Annotated in this window: 13 protein-coding genes and 2 rRNA genes; 10 read left to right on the top strand and 5 right to left on the bottom strand. The window is 41.3% G+C overall.

Annotated features, from left to right (window positions below; translation table 11 throughout):
* From BM156_RS19765 to BM156_RS19755, 3 genes are all read left to right on the top strand, one after another.
* Positions 1-88: ribosomal RNA gene (locus tag BM156_RS19765) — 23S ribosomal RNA — on the top strand; the annotation flags it as partial.
* Positions 89-192: 104 nt separating this feature from the next.
* Positions 193-303: ribosomal RNA gene (gene rrf, locus BM156_RS19760) — 5S ribosomal RNA — on the top strand.
* 106 nt (positions 304-409) lie between these two features.
* Positions 410-1,981, top strand: coding sequence for an O-antigen ligase family protein (locus BM156_RS19755; RefSeq protein WP_093921636.1), 1,572 nt, complete (start codon positions 410-412; stop codon positions 1,979-1,981).
* On the opposite strand, the gene BM156_RS19750 is transcribed toward BM156_RS19755, so the two are convergent.
* Entirely contained in the window at positions 1,978-3,060 is a 1,083-nt protein-coding gene (locus BM156_RS19750) for a glycosyltransferase family 4 protein (RefSeq protein ID WP_093921635.1), read from the bottom strand. The two genes, BM156_RS19755 and BM156_RS19750, sit on opposite strands and share 4 nt — an antisense overlap.
* A gap of 206 nt (positions 3,061-3,266) precedes the next feature.
* Here BM156_RS19750 and BM156_RS19745 point away from each other — a divergent pair, with 206 nt between their 5' ends.
* From BM156_RS19745 to BM156_RS19730, 4 genes are all read left to right on the top strand, one after another.
* On the top strand, positions 3,267-4,037 hold the full coding sequence (locus tag BM156_RS19745; RefSeq protein ID WP_093921634.1) for a Rossmann-like and DUF2520 domain-containing protein: 771 nt from the start codon (positions 3,267-3,269) through the stop codon (positions 4,035-4,037).
* Between the two features lie 3 nt (positions 4,038-4,040).
* A complete protein-coding gene (locus tag BM156_RS19740) occupies positions 4,041-4,571 on the top strand; it encodes a KdsC family phosphatase (RefSeq protein ID WP_093921633.1) in 531 nt (176 codons plus the stop codon).
* Positions 4,572-5,153: a Maf family nucleotide pyrophosphatase gene (locus BM156_RS19735; protein ID WP_093921632.1), complete on the top strand. Its 582-nt coding sequence runs from the start codon at positions 4,572-4,574 to the stop codon at positions 5,151-5,153.
* Between the two features lie 88 nt (positions 5,154-5,241).
* Entirely contained in the window at positions 5,242-7,413 is a 2,172-nt protein-coding gene (locus tag BM156_RS19730) for a S46 family peptidase (protein ID WP_093921631.1), read from the top strand.
* On the opposite strand, the gene BM156_RS19725 is transcribed toward BM156_RS19730, so the two are convergent.
* The 4 genes from BM156_RS19725 to BM156_RS19710 all read right to left on the bottom strand — a co-directional run bounded on the left by BM156_RS19725 (position 7,390) and on the right by BM156_RS19710 (position 10,591).
* A complete protein-coding gene (locus BM156_RS19725; protein WP_093921630.1) occupies positions 7,390-8,370 on the bottom strand; it encodes a hypothetical protein in 981 nt (326 codons plus the stop codon). The two genes, BM156_RS19730 and BM156_RS19725, sit on opposite strands and share 24 nt — an antisense overlap.
* Positions 8,371-8,753: 383 nt before the next feature.
* Positions 8,754-9,206, bottom strand: a complete 453-nt coding sequence (locus tag BM156_RS19720; protein ID WP_093921629.1) for a hypothetical protein — start codon at positions 9,204-9,206, stop codon at positions 8,754-8,756.
* A 263-nt stretch (positions 9,207-9,469) separates the two neighbouring features.
* Positions 9,470-9,667 (bottom strand): hypothetical protein, encoded by a 198-nt coding sequence (locus BM156_RS19715; protein ID WP_093921628.1) that lies wholly within the window; start codon positions 9,665-9,667, stop codon positions 9,470-9,472.
* A gap of 108 nt (positions 9,668-9,775) precedes the next feature.
* Positions 9,776-10,591, bottom strand: a complete 816-nt coding sequence (locus BM156_RS19710) for a universal stress protein (protein ID WP_139218344.1) — start codon at positions 10,589-10,591, stop codon at positions 9,776-9,778.
* A gap of 468 nt (positions 10,592-11,059) precedes the next feature.
* On the opposite strand from BM156_RS19710, the gene BM156_RS19705 reads away from it, so the two are divergent.
* The 3 genes from BM156_RS19705 (at position 11,060) to hisS (ending at position 15,013) form a co-directional block, all read left to right on the top strand.
* Positions 11,060-13,120 carry an acetate--CoA ligase family protein gene (locus BM156_RS19705; protein ID WP_093921626.1) on the top strand — a complete coding sequence of 687 codons (2,061 nt, stop codon included), beginning with the start codon at positions 11,060-11,062 and terminating at the stop codon, positions 13,118-13,120.
* A 79-nt stretch (positions 13,121-13,199) separates the two neighbouring features.
* The gene (locus BM156_RS19700; protein WP_093921625.1) at positions 13,200-13,556 is read left to right on the top strand and encodes a DUF4870 domain-containing protein; all 357 of its coding nucleotides are present in this window, start codon (positions 13,200-13,202) and stop codon (positions 13,554-13,556) included.
* A gap of 92 nt (positions 13,557-13,648) precedes the next feature.
* Positions 13,649-15,013 carry a histidine--tRNA ligase gene (hisS, locus tag BM156_RS19695; RefSeq protein WP_093921624.1) on the top strand — a complete coding sequence of 455 codons (1,365 nt, stop codon included), beginning with the start codon at positions 13,649-13,651 and terminating at the stop codon, positions 15,011-15,013.
* The last annotated feature ends 137 nt before the right edge of the window (positions 15,014-15,150 follow it).

The raw sequence follows: 15,150 nt of genomic DNA, 5'->3' as shown, positions 1-15,150 counted from the left end.
CGTGAGAGACTATCACGTTGATAGGCTGCAGGTGTAAAGTCAGTGATGGCAAAGCCGAGCAGTACTAATTACCCGTAGACTTTCCTTGAAGTTTTAAGGTTGTAGGTTAATTTACATTTTTCCCGATATGTTTAAACGTATTTAAGTGTTGAGTACTCTCCTTAATAGGGAGAAGTAAGCAAAACAAAGATTTACGGTGATTATAGCGGCGGGGTTCCACCTCTTCCCATTCCGAACAGAGAAGTTAAGCCCGCCAGCGCCGATGGTACTGCAGAAATGTGGGAGAGTAGGTCGTCGCCCTTCTTTTTAAACCCTGTGTTCTTCCAGAGCTCAGGGTTTTTTTATGCCTTGAAATAGGGAATAATTTTTTTCCATTTTATGCGTTAGGTTTGTAAGTTTGCTACCCGAGATGATCAAAACAAAGAATATCCATTGGTTTTATGCAGCTTTGATTGTATTTGCAATAGCGCTGCCTTTTTCTGAAGCCCTCATATCCATTAGTGGTGTACTCCTGCTGTTAGCTTCCATTTTAGATCGCGAGCGAAGATCTTTTTCGCAGCAACTGAGGGAACAAAAAGGACTTGTTTGGTTTATGGGAATTTATTTGATCTACCTCGTAGGGTTTGTTTTTACAAGAGACCTGCATTGGGGCTTATACGACCTTCAAAAGAACTTACCTTATTTGATTATCCCTTTAGCTTTTCTATTGGCAAAGCCACTGCGTGAAGAGCAAATCCTGAATATCTTGAAGATTTTTGTTGTGGCTGTTGCTGGTTCTGCTGCCATTACGATGTTGCAATTTTACTTAACCGACGAGGTTTCCGTGCTTCGGGCGCAGGAAGCAGGATTTATTCATCATATCCGCTTTAGTTTTCAGGTCATCTTTTCCATTATTATTTTAACTGTTTGGTTTGCGGTTAAGCGGGGAGTGCTTTCTAACAGAAACAAAAAGATAGCTGGGGCTTTGGTGATCTTCTTCTTACTCTTTTTAATTTGGCACCAGTCATTCACCGGAATCTTCACGTTTATGGGCACAGCTCTAGTTGGCATTTTCATGTTAGTTCCAAAGGTGAAAAGTTTGCGATGGAGAAGAATCGCTTGGGTATTTATATTATTCTTGTTGATTGCTCCTGTTGCTTATCTCTCATACGCCATTAGCCGTTATTACGATATTGATGTTGTTGACGAAACCCAATTGGAGCAAACAACAGCACAAGGAAACACTTATCAACATGATTTGAACAATCAACGGATTGAAAATGGGCATTACGTTGGGCTATATTGGTGTGAGAAGGAAATGAAGCAGGCTTGGAATAAGCGAGCTAATTTGAAATATGAAGACATTGATAGATATGGTTACCAGGTAAAACACACCTTGGTGCGTTATTTAACGTCGAAAGATTTGCGAAAGGATGCCGAAGGAGTTGAGCAGCTGACTGATGATGATATTCGGAATATTGAGATGGGGGTGAGTAATTACATTTTAGCGAATAAAGGATTGTCGCTTTATCCCCGTTTGTATACGACCATTTGGGAGCTGGATACCTATTTCAAAACAGGCTATGCCAATCATCAGTCAATTTCGCAACGTATTGAGTACACCAAAGCAGCCTTGACCATTATAAAAGATCATTTCTGGTTTGGAGTGGGCACGGGAAACTGGAAAACAGCTTACCGGGAAGCTTATGAAAAGAATCAGTCACAGATGGATCCAGCGCGTTATGGCGACGCGCATAACCAGTACTTAAATTACATGGTAAAATTTGGGTTGATTGGCTTACTTTGGATTGTGTTTGTGATTGCTTATCCTGTGGTTATTTCCAAAGCTTATCGAAATCCGCTTTTTTTACTGTTTTTGGTTAGCATGGTAATTGCAAACCTTGGTGATTCTAATTTTGAAACACATGTAGGAAGTAGCTATTTTGCCCTATTTTATTGCTTGTTTCTTACAACATCAAAACAAGAAGATCCAATAACTTAATCCAGTAGCTTTTCCCAATCCTGAATGATACGGTCGAATGAAAAACGACCCTTTACGGAGTGGTGGGCCTCTTCTCCAATATGCTGACGAAGCTTTTCATCTTGGGCCAGCTTTAAGATCGTCGTAACAAAATCGTCAAGCTTAGGGTAATCAACCAAGAATCCATTTTCTCCGGATTGGATGATTTCAGGATTACTCGTTAAGTTGAAGGCGACAACAGGCTTCTTTTCATACATGGCTTCCACCATCGCATTTCCAAAGCCTTCCCAGAGCGAAGGGAACAGGAATACATCAATTCCGGCTAAAAAGTCGCGGATATTCTTATAAAAGCCCGGAAAAATGATTTCCTTTTCGAGCCCATTGTTCAGTGCCTTAGTTTTGAGTTCTTGTTCTAAGGGACCAACTCCAGCTATGACCAATTTGAATCGAACTCCTTTTTGTTTGAGTTCACGGGCAACATCAATTAAAAAATCTTGCCCTTTTTGTTTGACTAACCGACCAGCATTCCCCAGAATAAGTTCATCATTCTCTCGAAAAATGTGCGGGTTAACCGCCCGTTTATCCCAATCTTCAAAATTGATTCCACGGTAAATCACAGGAACATGCTCTGAAGGAAGTACCGAGGACAGTTTTTGGAGAAACATTTTTTTCGTGTCTTCGGAGTTGGGGACAGGATGGGTAACCACTCGTGTTAACAAATAGCGGTTAAGCCAACTGTTTTTTACGGGAACAGCTAGCCCACGCATGTAAACAATATTCTTGATACGAGCCTTTCGGGCGGCCAAACCTCCAGTTTTTAGGTCGGCCGATGAGTTTAGAAAAACCGTATCAATTTGCTGGCTACGGAAAAAACGAGCGAGTTTATTTATCATGAAAGGATTCAAAAAAGAAAGCTTTCCAATCCGGAATCCAAAAACCGGAATCGCTTGCTCTTGTGCTCTTTTTTCGAGTTCTGAGCCTGATGAGGTGACCAGACAAACCTGGTAATTGCGTCGTTGAAAATTAGAGGCGTATTCTAAGTGCGACTTTTCACCTCCACCCCAAAACGAAGTTGAATTAAAAAAACAGGTATTTTTCACAGTTCTTGGTTTAAGTGTAAAAATAGTAGTTAACAGTTAAATCTCCTGCAAAGACTTCCAAAATGATTAAAAAAGGGTGATGCATGTGTTAAGGTGTACATCGAATGCAAAAGGGCGATACAACTTAATGAGATGAAACTGACAATAAGAGGTCGCCTATTGCTATGTTTTTTGTTACTTTCGTGGTTTGAAAAGACGGAACGGACATGATTAAATCAGTGAGTTTAGTAGGAGCGGGCAATTTGGCTACTCAGTTGGGGCTAGCTCTTAAGAAGGCTGGGATCCCCTTGAAACAAGTGTATAGCCGGACAGAGAAATCTGCTCGGGAATTGGGAGAGTTGTTGGAGTGTTCATACCTAACTGAGCTTGAGAACTTGAAGCCAAGTGATTTGGTGATTGTATCTGTAAAAGACGATGCTTTACATGAAGTGCTTAAGCAAATAAAAACTGACGCCATTGTTGTGCACACAGGAGGAAGTGTTCCGATGGATATTTTAGCTCCTTATTTTAAGCAGTTTGGTGTGTTTTATCCTTTGCAAACATTTTCGAAAAAGCGAAATGTTTCATTTGGCCCAATTCCGATTTGTTTGGAAGCCAGTTCAACAGCGGTTTATGCTGAACTTGAAAAACTCGGGGAAAAGCTGTCGAAACACGTACAAGCGGTAAGCTCCGAAGAACGGAAAACACTTCACCTGGCAGCAGTCTTCACGTGTAATTTTGTCAATCACTTGTATCATTTAGGAGATTTGCTCTTGGAGGACAAGGGATTGGATTTTGAGCTGTTGAAGCCACTTATTCAGGAGACGGCTCAAAAGGTGATGACTCTTAAGCCAAAGGACGCACAAACAGGGCCAGCTGTCCGTTTTGATGAATCGATTATTAATAAGCATTTGAATTTATTGTCGGATCAACCTGAAATGCAAAAAATGTATCGTATGGTATCCGAGAGTATTTTTCATGCAACAAAGAAAAAATAAGAAATGACTTTTTTCAAAGAACGACTGAAGGATGTAAAAGCCTTGATATTTGATATTGACGGGGTTTTGTCATTGGATACGATGGTCTTGGATGAAGATGGAGTTCCGACAAGAACGGCTAATGTTAAAGATGGTTATGCTATGCGTAATGCGGTGAACATGGGCTATCATCTTGGCATTATTACCGGGGGCAATCTGGAACGTGTTCGAATGCGCTACGAGAGCCTTGGAGTAAACCATATTTACATGGGAGTTCGAGATAAAATGAAATGCCTGGATGATTTTATGGCAAAGACCGGTGTCAAACTTGATGAGATTTTATACATGGGAGATGACTTGGTTGATTATCAAGTGATGGAGGCTGTTGGAGTACCCGTTTGTCCATTGGATGCGGTCAGCGAAATTAAGGAAATTTCTTCTTATATTTCGGACAAGAAAGGGGGAGAAGGGTGTGCCCGCGATATCATCGAACAAGTGATGAAAGCGCAAAACACTTGGATTAATGAACATTCTTATTTTTGGAGATCAATTTAGATGACACCTCAAAATTTAGATACATACCAGCTAATTTTAGCGTCCAAATCACCCCGTCGTCAGCAGTTATTAAAGGAGCTGGGCCTGCATTTTCAAGTGCTTGTGTCCGATGTTGAAGAGTACTTTCCTCCTGAATTAGGCATGACGGCCATTCCCGAATATTTGGCAGAACTGAAGGCAACTGCGGTGCGGAAACGTCTTCCGGATGATAGTTTGGTAATTGCAGCCGATACGATTGTTTGGAAAGACAATGAGGTGTTAGGGAAACCCGCCAATAAGGATGAAGCAGTGGCTATGTTGAAACACTTATCCGGAAGTCAACACCAAGTAATTACCGGCGTAAACATGCAATCAGCTGAAAAGAAATATTCTTTTCATGCGGTAACTGAAGTTTGGTTTGATGAGCTTAATGACAGCGAAATCAAATATTATATCGATCGTTTTAAGCCTTACGACAAAGCCGGAGGTTATGGTATCCAGGAATGGATTGGCTACGTTGGAGTCAAGAAAATTGAAGGATCGTTTTTCAATGTGATGGGCTTACCCGTTCATAAAGTTTATCAGTTTCTGAAGAAGTTCTGATTCCAGCAACTTCTTTCAGCCTGATTCATCCAATCAGGCTTTTTAATGTTATTTGGGCGACATCTTGTTGCCCGGAAATAGTTGAATTATGAAGAAAATATTACTAGTTATTGTTGTCCTGTCTGTTTCCATCCTTTCATTTGGAAAAGAAGGAATGTGGGTGCCAACCTTGTTGGATAAGTATACCATTGAGGAGATGCAGGACATGGGTTTCCAGCTGGATGCTGAAGATGTGTACAGCATCAACCAAAATAGTTTGAAAGATGCTATTGTTATTTTTGGAAAAGGCTGTACAGGCGAAATTATATCCGAACAAGGTTTGTTGTTGACCAATCACCATTGCGGATTTTCTGCAATTCAGTCGCATAGTTCGCTCGACCATGATTATCTGTCCGATGGATTTTGGGCGATGTCGAAAGACGAAGAATTGCCAAACCCTGGACTTACTGCCAAGTTTTTGGATCGTATGGAAGATGTAACCGATTCAGTCTTGGTTGGGACCGAGGGCTTACAGGGAGCAGAGTTTCAAGAAAAGGTAAATAGCAATATTGTTAAAATACAGCAAAATGCTTCGGATAATGAAAATCACGAAGCACTTGTAAAACCATTGTTTTACGGAAACCAGTATTTTTTATACGTCTATAACGTTTTTACGGATGTTCGTTTAGTTGGAGCTCCCCCTCGCTCAATTGGTAAATTCGGAGGAGATACAGACAATTGGATGTGGCCTCGCCATACTGGTGACTTTTCATTGTTCCGGGTTTATGCTGATGAGAATAATGAGCCAGCACCTTATTCAGAAGACAATGTTCCTTATCAACCCAAAAATTGGCTGTCTATTTCGTTGGAAGGCGTTGCTCCTGGCGATTTTATGATGGTGATGGGCTATCCTGGCTCGACAAGGCAATATTTGCCTTCGCAAGCTATTGAGATGATCAAAAATCAAAGCAATCCGGATCGGATTAAAATTCGGACTGCCAAACTCAACGTGTTTAATAAGCACATGAAAGCGGATCCAAAGGTGCGGATTCAGTATGCATCGAAACATGCGCGTACAAGTAATTCCTGGAAGCGCTGGAAAGGTGAAATTCGAGGATTGGATCGCCTGAAAGCGGTAGAACGGAAGCAAGCCTATGAAGCTGATTTTGAAACCTGGTACTTGCATGATGACCGGTTAGAAGCAACTTATGGACAAGTTTTACCCCAGTTTGAAAAACTGTATGTTGATTTGCTCCCGTTTGATAAAGCTTATAACTATTACCAGGAAGTTGTTTTTCGGGGAATTGATGTGTTCGACTTGATTACTTACTTGCCCGAAAATGATCGTGGCTGGGAACGTTTGGATGAAAAGCGTCAGGAACTTTACCGGAAAGCACTCAGTTTAAAACTGACTGAGTTTTACGATGACTATGATCAGGCGACTGATCAGGATGTTTTCATCAGTCTACTTCGAATATTGAGAAGTGATTTGGACGCAAGTTTTCTTCCATCTCAATTTGTCGAACTGTTTGACAAGTATGACGATGAAAAGCTGATTCGGAAAGTCTATCAAAAATCAGCTTTAGTTGATCCGCAGAAGATGGAAGAAATTGCAGGTTCTTTTGATGAGAAATGGATTTTGAAGTTGCAGAAAGATCCTTTAGTGGAACTTTTCAGAGCTTTAAAAACACACTATGCAAATAATATTGAGCATGTTTACAATGGTATCAAGCAAGAGATTGATGCCGTGCAAAAAGTGTATATGAAAGGAATACTTGCATTGGAAAAAGAAGAGCGTTTGTATCCAGATGCCAACTTTACCTTGCGGGTAGCCTACGGCCAGGTGGAAGGCTATCAACCATACGATGGTGTTAATTATAAACACTACACCACTTTGGACGGAATTATTGAAAAGAATGCAACCGGGAATCCGGATTATGAGATTCCTCAAAAGCTGATTGATTTGTACGAGGCGCGTGATTTTGGAACCTACGAAGTGAACGGAGAAGTTCCTGTTGCCTACATCGCATCAATACATACGACCGGAGGAAACTCAGGAAGTCCGGCACTGAACGCACAAGGACAATTGGTTGGATTAAACTTTGACCGTTGCTGGGAAGGCACAATGAGTGATCTCATGTTCGATCCTGAACAATGTCGAAACATCATGCTTGATGCCCGCTATATTCTGTTTATTATTGAGAAATTCGCCGGAGCTGGTTATTTGTTGGACGAAATGGATTTAGTAGGCGTTCAATCAACTGCCGAAACGGTAAATTAAAGATAACTGCTGAGATTGATCAAGGTCGCCTTCAACCAAGTGAAACGATAGGTTGAAGCGGCCTTCAACATGCTTGCTCGATAGAAAACGCCAAATCACATCCGTTCTCCAATAGTTATCAACATCGTAAAAACGATCGCCGTTGGTTACGTGGTGGCCTTCTCCCATATGTAAGGTCGAGCGCAGCGCAAAACTTTTTAGTTCACCATAAAATTCGCCAAGCATACTGTTGGCGGTTTCAAAATCGTCCATTACCGTACGAATCTTAAATTTGGAATGCATCCAGCCCAGCCGGAAATAAGCATTGGTGAGTGGTAAAAATTGGTCGAGGTTTGTTCCCAAAAACAGCGCCGTTCCCAAGTTGTCATGAATATGTTCTCCTTCAACCCGGTTGGCTGTTCCGGCATAGTGAAACATGGTAATGTAGTTTTGAAAGAAGATGTAATCAGTACCCATTTCACCGGAAAAACCAGCCATAAAAGTTTCTCGTTTGGTTTCTGTTTGGCGGCTGGTCCAGTCAACAAAGCCAGCTTGGTGTCCCCAGTCCCAGGAATATTTTCCATAAAGTCCTTCAATGTTGGGACGATAGTATAAAAAAGTATCGGTGATTAATGCCAACGGAAAGTCAATGAGTCCCAAACGAGGGAAAGCACCAAAGTAAAATTCTTTTTGCTTGTCTTCGTAATGGTAATAAGCGGTTAACTTGGGTTTTTGGTCGCCCAATTCACTACCAAATTCATACAAATGACTCAGGCCAATGCGGAATTGGTGTTTTTCATCCAAAGTAGTCCCAATGGCAAAACTCGTTCGTTCTCCTAAAATTGTTTGTGATTCTGCTTTTCCACTAAAAAATTCGCGGTTATCTCCAATTCCGTGAAATAATACATCGTATTCAAATTTTTGGGCAAAGCCACTAACTGCCAATAGCATCAATGCTATGAGAAGAACATTACGCATGGTTTCGGTTTTTGTATCGTTTTGATTGGTTTGAACTATCGTAGTACAAAGGAAAAATAATTAATTGAATTCGAAGCATGGAATGGTCCTCAATCACACAGAATGTACATATCCCGCTTGGGATTAATACATAAAACGGGAATTTCTCCGTCTTTTTTATGACTTTGGATTCTGGTAGGCCAATGATAAGATCGTTATCAAGAAATGCTTTGTTATGCAATCTCGCTATTTATGGTCTTTGCAAACGACCCAAAGCTTACCCCTCGTGTACATCTATGGCAAAAGCCAGCTCGAAAACATTATCAAAGAACAAATTATTGAATTGCTCAAAAACGCAGGGCTTCTAAAGTAAAGAAAGCCCCGGTTAAACTGAGGCTCTTATTTCATTTTTCAATTTTCGTTGATTTACATTCATACCCTTTTTCTCCCTCATAAAGATATTCATACTTGATATTTTCATAAATAAAAACTGAATCCCATAAAATCTCATTACAATCAGGAGACTCCGGAATGAAACGGATTATTATTGGAGTTCCAATAGCAATGGGCTTGGCAAACCTTTTTGTAGTCACCTTATATTTTTCTCCCTCATAATCAAAGTAGAACCCTGTTGAAACCGCTCTTGTCCCATTACCTTTCATGTGTTCTTCTGAATAGTATGAATATGCCATTTGGGATATACCACTGTTTTTACTTAACAATTTCTCACATTTGGTATTTCTGAAAATGAAAAAAAGAAAAATAGATATAATAAATATTCCTGGAATAAAAACAACCAATAATTTTTTCCTATCGATATTTTGAGTGTTTTGCATGGTAAAACTTTCTATTTTCATTAAAACTTATTCAAAATTAGGCTGTTTTGAATATCTTCTTTATTGGGGGCAAAATTATTCATATTCCCCTACAATTTGCAGGTAGTGGCTTTTCTTTCGGTAGTGGGGTATTTGAGGACTGTCTTTCGAAGCAGGGGCTGTAGCTTTATTTGTGCCAACCTGTAAATACAGAAGCAGGAACATCCAGAAGGAGTCCATTAGGGCAAACTTTTACTTTTGCAAAGCAAGGCATGGGGCACAGACCCGCGCCAGCAAGGAGGCTATTAAAATTTCCATCTTTCAAATGGGACCTTATATTCTTCAAAAGCTATTTTTTTAGATGTATTAACATCATTTTGTAAAAAGTCTTTGATACATTCTCGATCCTTATAGATATATAAGTATGCTCCAACTTCTGGAAAATCTTCCTCTATTATAAAATGTAGTCCGTTATACTCTACTTCATGTACATTAAATTCCATCTTTGATTATTTTTTAGGATAAATTTTATGCGTCCCAAGTAAAATACAGATTAAAATAACAGATTCGTCGGGATTCCAAATCCCGATACTTATATGAGTTATCGATCCTCAATCACACAGAATGTACATATCCCGCTTGGGATTAATACATAAAACGGGAATTTCTCCGGCTTTTTTTATGACTTTGGACTCTGGCAGGCCAATGATAAGATCGAGTAGGCTGATGTTTTTGCTCGAAGGCATAATCAGTAGGTCATACCCATCAGCATGGCAGCTTTTTAAGGCTTCAAATGGCAAGGCGAAACTTCCTTTGGAACAGCTTTGCTGGTTAAAATCCAAATGCAATTTGGTCAAAAGTTGATTGATGAACTTCAGGTTCTTTCGGATCATTGTTGCATTCTCTGGATTCTTTTCAGTTGCATTCACCACCGTAACTTCAGCTTGATTGAAACGACCAAAATAACTAGCCCATAGCGAAGTGTCTTTCATCACTTTTCGGAAATCAACAGGCAGTATCGGCTTTTGGTAAGTCAACGAACGCTCTTTATTGGTCTGAACAAAGAGAAAAGGAATCTGGCTAATTTGCAATGCTCGGAGCTTGGCTTTAAGGTGTTCAGCAGTTAGTACCAACATAATTCCATCGTATTGTTCAGCCACTCGGTCAATCCCTTGCTCGAGGTCGCCTTTCAAAGTCAGGCTGGAAATCGGAAGGTGAGGCAAATTTTCTTTCAATTGGTGGATGATCTTGGTAAGTGCTTTTTGGGCAGCTAGTTTTTCCGATTTGTCCGCTTTTTTCAAAGGATGATAAAGACAAAGCTCTTTTTTGAAAATGCCGGCTATTCTTGCGCCGTGGACAATTGCCGTATTCATTGACTCTGAAAAGTCGCAATGAACCATAATTCGTTGTTCGGATAAATTTGCCATCTTGCTGCCAAAACTATTCAAAATAGCTTAACTTTCAGCTTCTGTTGTGCAGTTTTTTAGTTTCACCGAGCTACGGATGGAATAATGTAGGGAGGCCTAGGTCATTGAGAACGAAGTGAAATAATCTTTCAGTTAATGGGAGTTTATAAAATAGAGTCAGATGAGAATAGATCGTTAGATTCTCGGACTCTCAGACATTTAAAGAATTGAAAAAAACTCTGTGCCCTCTGTGTTTAAAAATCAAAGAAACCACAGAGTGCACAGATGAAAAAGGACAGTGTTTTACTAAGATTTAAAAGTGAAGGAAATTGGAGGTGCACCCGTTGAGATGAAATAAAGCCCGAAGAAGGCACAAAGCTTATCCGATCAAATTGCACCAAACTAGAGAAGAACTCATTTCGACCCTGAATAATATCAGAAGATGAAAAATTTGATTCCCGTATTTTTGATGAAAATAAACTCGAATTTATGCTGACACGAGAACTAATTTGGCCTAAAAGTATTGTCGTTGTGGGAGCTTCCAACGACGTTGCAAAACCTGGTGGTAAACTTCTCAAAAACCTGATCGAGAATGGTTTTGAGGGTAACTTGTATGTGGTTAATCCCCGTGCTGATGAAGTACAAGGAATTAAAGCTTATGCGAGTGTTGATGAATTGCCCGAAGTTGAAACAGCAGTGCTGGCTGTACCTGCCAAGCTTTGTCCGGAGATGTGTTTAACGCTTTGCCGCGACAAGAAAACCCGTGGAGTGATTATCATTTCGGCAGGGTTTAGCGAAGAGAGTGAAGAGGGGAAAAAGCTGGAGCAGCAAATTGTTGAAACCGTAAATACCTATGGAGCATCGTTGATTGGCCCAAATTGTATTGGAATCATCACCCCGGCACATGCCAGTGTGTTTACAACACCGGTCCCTAAGTTGGACCAAATGGGCTGCGACTTTATTTCGAGTTCGGGAGCGACAGCCGTATTTATTATGGAGTCGGGAATTCCAAAAGGTCTGCACTTTGCAAGTGTGTTCTCAGTGGGGAATTCAGCCCAGGTTGGAGTCGAAGATGTGTTGGAGTTTATGGATGAAGTGTTCGACCCCAAAACCAGTACACGGGTCAAACTTTTATATATTGAAAGTATTCAGAACCCCGATAAGCTGTTAAAGCATGCGTCATCGCTGATTCGCAAAGGATGTAAGATTGCCGCGATAAAAGCAGGAAGCAGTGATGCCGGAAGCCGGGCAGCATCTTCGCATACGGGGGCAATGGCCAGTTCCGACTCGGCTGTCGAGGCCCTTTTCCGTAAGGCAGGAATTGTTCGCTGCTATGGGCGGGAAGAGCTGACTACGGTGGGCTGCGTGTTCATGTGCAAAGAAATGAAAGGAAAACGCATGGCCATCATTACTCACGCCGGAGGCCCGGCCGTGATGTTGACTGATGCCTTGGAAGCAGGCGGACTTAGAATTCCGCAGATTGAAGAATCGGACGCAAAAGAAAAGCTGAAAGAACATCTGTTCCCTGGTTCGTCGGTAGAAAATCCAATCGACTTTTTGGCGACGGGGAATGCCGAGCAGTTGGGAGCTATAATTGATGCTTGTGATAATGATTTTCAAGAGGTGGACGGCATGGCGGTTATATACGGAAGCCCTGGCTTATTCCCGGTTGGCGATGTGTATGAAGTGCTGAATAAAAAAATGCACACCTGCAAAAAACCAATCTATCCTATTTTACCTTCAGTGATCAATGTGAGTGACGATGTTGCTTACTTTTTGTCGGAAGGCAATGTGAATTTCCCGGATGAAGTTTTGTTGGGGCGGGCCTTATCCAAGGTTGCCAATACGCCCAAGCCACATACCGATGAAGTTTTTCTGGATGGGGTTGATATTCCTGAAATTCGCAGGATTGTTGATGAAGCTGACAATGGCTATCAACCACCGGAAATTATCCATCGTTTGTTTGATGCAGCAGGAATTCCACGGGTGCAGGAACTGGTTGTTAAAACTCCGGAGGAAGCTGCTCTGGCTGCTGAGAAGCTAGGCTGGCCTTTGGTGATGAAGGTGATCGGCCCTGTGCATAAAAGTGATGTTCGAGGGGTGGTGCTCAATGTACATGATCAGGAAATCGTTTTGCATGAGTTTAACCGGCTGATCAACATTCCGGAGACGGAAGCTGTATTGATGGCTGAAATGGCCTCGGGGATTGAGCTGTTTTTAGGCGCGAAATATGAAGATCGTTTTGGGCACATCATGCTGTGTGGCATGGGCGGTACCATGGTAGAAGTGCTGAAAGACGTTACCTCAGGCTTGGCTCCTTTGGGCATGTGCGAAGCCTCCTCAATGATTAAAAATCTCAAGTCGTATAAAATCATAAAAGGTTACCGGGGGAAGGAGGGAGCCAATCAACGTAAGTTTGCGGAGATTTTAGTTCGCTTGTCAAGCATGCTTCGTTTTGCTGTTGAGATTAAGGAGATGGATATTAACCCACTGCTAGGAAAAGGTGATCGTATTTTGGCTGTGGATGCCCGCATTCGAATTGAAAAATAAGATTGTTAAAATTGATGTCTTAGAGGATGCTCTTTTTTGATTTAAAGACTGAACTCTATATCTTGTCGAAAAAAAATTTATGCATCGGATTATTGAAGATCGTGATGAACGCATGTGGGGAATGCTTTGTCATGTTGCTGCTTTTGCCGGCTTTATTATCCCCGTGGCTGGAAATATCATTGGTCCACTTGTTGTCTATTTGCTGAAGAAAGACGAATATGACTTTGTTGATGACCAAGGAAAAGAGTCGTTAAACTTTCAGATAACGGTAACTATTTTGATTGCCGTCTCTGCTTTGTTGGTCATTATTGGAATCGGGCTTTTATTGATGGGATTGATTGGAATTGGCGCTTTTGTGTTTACAATTATAGCTGCAGTAAAAGCGAATGATGGTGAATTTTACCGCTATCCGTGGTCGATTCGTTTCCTGAAGTAGAAAAAACTTTAAAAAACATTGAAAAAAGTCGGATCGATTCCGGCTTTTCTTGTTTTTAGTTACTTTTGCAGTTCGAAATAAAATAACAGATTATGGCTCAAAAACCTTCAATTCCTAAAGGGACACGTGATTTTTCTCCGGTAGAGATGGCTCGCCGGAATTATATTTTTGATACGGTTAAAGTAATTTTTCAACGTTACGGGTTTCAACCGATTGAAACACCGGCTATGGAAAACCTTTCAACCCTGATGGGAAAATATGGCGAGGAAGGAGATAAGCTGCTGTTTAAGATCCTGAATTCAGGCGATTTTATTTCGAAAGTTCCGGAGAGCGAATTGCAGGAACGCAATAGCATTCGATTAACCAATCGAATTTCGGAAAAAGGACTGCGCTATGATTTGACAGTTCCTTTTGCACGCTTTGTGGTTCAGCACCGCAATGATATTTCATTCCCTTTCAAGCGTTATCAGATTCAACCGGTTTGGCGTGCCGACCGGCCTCAAAAAGGGCGTTACCGCGAGTTTTATCAATGCGATGTTGATATGATTGGTAGCACTTCCTTGTTGAATGAGTTGGAATTGGTGCAGATTATCAATGATGTATTTTCAGCGTTGAAGGTAAACACGGTAGTGAAAATCAACAATAGGAAGATTTTGGCTGGTATTGCTGAAACCATTGGTGAGGCTGAACGAATTGTGGATATCACAGTAGCCATCGACAAGCTGGATAAAATAGGCTTGGATAAAGTTAACCAAGAGTTGTTGGACAAAGGTGTTTCAGAAACAGCTGTTGAAAAATTGCAACCGATCCTAAAATTGAGCGGAAGCAACGCAGAGAAACTGGACCAGATTGAAGCTGTGATTGGTGGTTCGGAAGTTGGGAGCAAAGGAATTGAAGAGATGCGTACCTTGTTTGCTTACCTGTCCGGGTTTGAGTTGAACACCGAAGTGGAATTGGACCTGACTTTGGCTCGTGGGCTAAACTACTACACCGGAGCCATTTTTGAGGTTAAAGCCAAAGATGTTCAGATCGGAAGTATTTGTGGTGGAGGTCGTTACGATGACTTGACCGGGATTTTTGGAATGCCGGATGTTTCAGGAGTTGGAATTTCGTTTGGAGCTGACCGAATCTATGATGTAATGACTCAACTGGAGCTATTCCCTGAGTCGACTGTAGCTTCTACCAAAGTGATGTTTGTGAATTTTGGAGCAGCAGAAGAAGCTTATTGCTTGCCAATTTTGGCAAAACTTCGTGCGGCAAAAATCAATGCAGAGATTTATCCTGAGCCGGCCAAAATGAAAAAACAAATGACTTGGGCTGACCGCAAGCAAGTGGCTTTTGTGGCCATGGCTGGCGAAGAAGAAATGAAGCAGGAAAAGGTTACACTGAAAAACATGAAGACCGGTGACCAGCAATTGTTAAGCTTCGAAGAACTGATAAATATCCTTTCTGAGTAAACAGGATTTTGCGTTCTTGCCTGCATGAGGCTGGCAAAGAACAGACATAGTTCGTTGGACGACCGACCAATAAAGGCTTTCGGGAGTGATACCCGATGCCCGTGAGTAGATTCTTTCTTTTATGTGTTAAATGTATT

Source organism: Sunxiuqinia elliptica, from assembly GCF_900113005.1.
GTDB classification, from domain to species: Bacteria; Bacteroidota; Bacteroidia; order Bacteroidales; family Prolixibacteraceae; genus Sunxiuqinia; species Sunxiuqinia elliptica.
This window is presented reverse-complemented; position numbering and strand designations above follow the sequence as displayed.